This is a genomic window from Polaromonas sp. P1_G2 (genome assembly GCF_056405515.1).
This window is the reverse complement of sequence record NZ_JBFUBY010000346.1, coordinates 1-3,728: the sequence shown is the minus strand read 5'-3', so window position 1 is coordinate 3,728 and position 3,728 is coordinate 1. Positions and strand designations below refer to the sequence as shown.

4 protein-coding genes and 1 pseudogene are annotated in these 3,728 nt (G+C 65.2%); all 5 read left to right on the top strand.

The window, feature by feature from the left end:
• The coding region (locus AC1D0P_RS23190; protein WP_477678895.1) for a substrate binding domain-containing protein at positions 1–653 on the top strand (653 nt) is incomplete at its 5' end.
• A gap of 86 nt (positions 654–739) precedes the next feature.
• Positions 740–1,654: a ketopantoate reductase family protein gene (locus AC1D0P_RS23185; RefSeq protein WP_477678894.1), complete on the top strand. Its 915-nt coding sequence runs from the start codon at positions 740–742 to the stop codon at positions 1,652–1,654.
• Between the two features lie 294 nt (positions 1,655–1,948).
• Positions 1,949–2,704 carry an SDR family oxidoreductase gene (locus AC1D0P_RS23180; RefSeq protein WP_477678893.1) on the top strand — a complete coding sequence of 252 codons (756 nt, stop codon included), beginning with the start codon at positions 1,949–1,951 and terminating at the stop codon, positions 2,702–2,704.
• Between the two features lie 110 nt (positions 2,705–2,814).
• Positions 2,815–3,219, top strand: a complete 405-nt coding sequence (locus AC1D0P_RS23175; RefSeq protein ID WP_477678892.1) for a cupin domain-containing protein — start codon at positions 2,815–2,817, stop codon at positions 3,217–3,219.
• Positions 3,220–3,539: 320 nt separating this feature from the next.
• Positions 3,540–3,728, top strand: a pseudogene (locus AC1D0P_RS23170) (formate/nitrite transporter family protein); the annotation flags it as partial.

Here is a 3,728-nt window from a genome sequence, read left to right as displayed (position 1 = left end):
CACTCAAGGTCAGCATGTCTCCGACCTTTGGTGTCGAACACATACTGCCGCTGCTGCCGGCCTTTCTTGCGCGCTACCCCCTGGTGCGCCCCGACTGGTATTTTGAAAATCGCCCGGTCGACCTGATCGCCGAGGGTTATGACGCCGCCATAGGCGGCGGCTTCGAACTGGCGCCCGGCGTGGTGTCGCGCCCGCTGGCTCCGATTCATCTGGTCGCCGTGGCCTCGCCCGCCTACATGGCCGGCCGCCCGCCGCCCACCGACCCCGCGGGCCTGGCCGGGCTCAGCGGCATCGTCATGCGTTCCAGCGCCACGGGCCGGCTTCGCCAGTGGGTGATGCGCGACACGGCCGGCGCCGAAATGCCGGCCGCCCAGGCCGAGTCGGTGCTGGTGAACGACCCGACCGCCATGCGCGTCGCGGCGCTGATGGGCCTGGGCGTGACCTTGCTCGCCGTGCCTGACGTGTTGCCGCAACTGGAACGCGGCGAACTCGTCAGGCTGCTGCCGCGCTGGTATGTGGATGCGGGCGCCATCTCGATTTATTACGCCACGCGAAGTCAGATGCCTGCCAAGACCCGTGTCTTTATCGATTTTGTGGCCGAGGCCTTCGAGCGCAATCAACTGGCCCGGCGTTTTGCCGGCAGCCTCGGTTAGGTTTGCCTCCCGCCGCCAGCAGACAGGGCGGACTTGAAACACAATCGCTGTCTTCACATCTCCCGCCAAGCGGAAGGCAGCTCTCCATGACCCAATCCCTCAAAGTCGCCGTGATGGGCGCAGGCGCCGTCGGTTGTTATTTCGGCGGCATGCTGGCGCGAGCCGGGCATGAGGTCGTGCTGATCGCGCGGCCGCAACATGTGGATGCCATCGCGCGCGACGGCCTGCGCATGGAAACCCGCATGTTTGACGAACACGTGCGCCTGGCCGCCAGCAGCGACCCGGCCGCCGTCAAGGGCGCCGACCTGGTGCTGTTCTGCGTCAAGTCTACCGACACCGAATCGGTCGGCGCGCTGATACGGCCGCATCTCGCGGCCGACACCCTGGTGCTGTGCCTGCAAAACGGCGTGGACAACGCCGACCGCCTGCGCGCCGTGCTGCCCGACGTCGCCGTGGCCGCCGCCGTGGTCTATGTCGCCACCGAAATGGCCGGCCCCGGCCACCTCAAGCACCACGGCCGCGGCGACCTGGTCATCGAGCCTTCGGCACTCAGCGACGCCGCCGCGCAAGCCCTGGCCGCCGCCGGCGTGCCCACCGAGATCTCCGCCAATGTGCGCGGCGCGCTGTGGGCCAAACTCATCCTCAACTGCGCCTACAACGCCGTCTCGGCCATTGCCCAGCTGCCTTACGGCAAGACAGTGCAGGGCGTGGGTGTCGTGGACGTGATGCGCGACGTGGTTGCCGAATGCCTGGCCGTGGCCAAGGCCGAAGGCGTGCAGGTGGCCGGCGACGTGCACACCGCCGTCGAAAAGCTGGCCGGCAGCATGCCGAACCAGTACGCCTCCACCGCGCAGGACCTGGCGCGCGGCAAACCCACCGAGATCGACTACCTCAACGGCCTGATCGTGAAGCGTGGTGACGCGCTGGGTGTGGCTGTGCCGGCGAACCGTGTGCTGTGGTCCATGGTGAAGTTGCTTGAAGGCAAGGCCGCAGCGGGCTGAGCGGCTCTTCCTTAACGGTTTTTTCCTTGTCGACACAGCTTGATGAATGACTCCTTCCCCCTCTGGGGGAAGGCAGGGATGGGGGCCTGCGGCGATCGATTGCCGGGCTGGCTTGGAACAGGTAAGCGGGAGAGCCCCTATCCCAGCCTTCCCCCCGAGGGGGAAGGAGGAAGAGGGAAGGGCGCAAGCGTCACAAACCGGCTGCGTCAATCGTCATAGAGGCAGGTGGTACTCAATTTCGAGCCACTCAGCCTGGAGGAACTCCCCCTCTACCCTGAACCAGAAAGTGCACACATGAAAATCGTCGTCATCGGAGGCTCAGGCCTCATCGGATCCAAACTCGTCAACATCCTTCGCCAGCGCGGCCACGAGGCAGTAGCAGCATCGCCGGCGTCGGGCGTCAACACCCTCACCGGCCAAGGGCTGGCCGAAGTCCTGGCGGGCGTCCAGGTGGTGGTCGACGTGGCCAACTCGCCCTCGTTTGAGGACAAGGCCGTGCTGGAATTTTTTGAAACTTCGGGCCGCAACCTGCTCGCGGCCGAAGCGGCCGCCGGTGTCACGCACCACATCGCTCTTTCGGTCGTCGGCACCGACAAGCTTGTGGAAAGCGGTTATTTCCGCGCCAAGATCGCCCAGGAAAAACTCATCCGGGCCGCCGGCATCCCGTACACCATCGTCCACTCGACCCAGTTCATGGAGTTCCTGGGCGGCATCGCGCAGTCGGGCACCGAGGGGCAGACCGTCCGGCTGTCGCCGGCCTTTGTGCAACCCATCAGTTCCGACGACGTGGCCGCCGCGATGGCCGACTACACGCTGGGCGCGCCGGTCAACGGCACGGTCGAGATCGCCGGGCCGGAAAAGGTGCGCTTGCCTGATCTTGTCCAGCGTTTCCTGACCGCAAGCAATGACCCGCGCAAGGTCGTCGCCGACCCGCAGGCACGCTACTTCGGCGCCGAGCTCAAGGACGACACCCTGGTGCCCGTTGGCAAGGCGCGCCTGGGCACGATCCGGTTTGAGGAATGGTTCAGCAAATCGCAGGCGCGCGTTTAAGCGAGGCTGCAAGAGGTGGGGCGCTGGTCACAAACCAACGCCCTGAATCGTCTTAAGGGGAGGTGCCTCAATTCCGAGCCGCATCAAGCAACCCCGTGAAAGCTCCCATCATGAAAAAAATCTGCCTCTCCCTGTTTCTCGCAAGCGGCGCCTGGCTCGCCCAGCCGGCCCTGGCCGCCGGCCCCGAAGGCGTGCGCGTCACGCCGGTGATGGCGCAAGACCTAGCCGATTTGCCGGGTAAAGAGGGGCTGATGATCACCGTCGACTACGCCCCGGGCGCGGCCGACCCGGTGCATCGCCATCTTGCGCATGCCTTTGTCTATGTGCTCGAGGGCTCCATCGTCATGCAGGTCAAGGGCGGCAAGGAAGTCACGTTGACGGCCGGCCAGAGCTTTTATGAAGGCCCCAAGGACATCCACACCGTGGGCCGCAACGCCAGTACCACCCAGCCCGCGAAATTCCTGGTGCTGCTGCTCAAGAAGAAAAAGGCCGAGGTGCTGGAACTGGTCAAGTAGCCATCGGCGCCAGCCGGCCCGCAGGCACCAAAATGTCAAGCCCGCCGCGGCCCGGTGCACGCATTTGGGGCAATGCGCGCCTGCTGCCGTCGCAAGGCGGGGCAGAAAAGCCGGTTTCCACCCGTCTTCCCCACGGCACGGTAGTTGCTTTTACCTACCCGTCCGGCTAATGACGGCTGGGCATGGCGTGGCCCGCGGGCCGCTGCCCGGCGGATTCAATGGATAACGGCGTCCACTTCCAGCCTCCCATTTTTTGGGGGCGCCTGGGGGTGGATTTTTTTTGGCCTTTTGAGGCCCACAACTACAGACGAGAGGATCGTATGGCGTATTTAGTGCCTTCGGAATTTGTGACCAAGATGGTGGACGCGGGGGAGTCCAAGATCTTCATGTMCACCCGCGACACCGTGATCCGGGCCTACATGGCCGGCGCCATCCTGGCCTTGGCGGCCTGGTTCGCCGTCACCATCAATGTGCAGACCGGCCAGCCCCTGCTCGGCGCCGTGCTGTTC

What these genes read in the sequence shown, in the direction of transcription:
- AC1D0P_RS23185 (WP_477678894.1), top strand. Translation starts at nt 740, where the DNA reads ATGACCCAATCCCTCAAAGTCGCCGTGATGGGCGCAGGCGCCGTCGGT.
- AC1D0P_RS23180 (WP_477678893.1), top strand. Translation starts at nt 1,949, where the DNA reads ATGAAAATCGTCGTCATCGGAGGCTCAGGCCTCATCGGATCCAAACTC.
- AC1D0P_RS23175 (WP_477678892.1), top strand. Translation starts at nt 2,815, where the DNA reads ATGAAAAAAATCTGCCTCTCCCTGTTTCTCGCAAGCGGCGCCTGGCTC.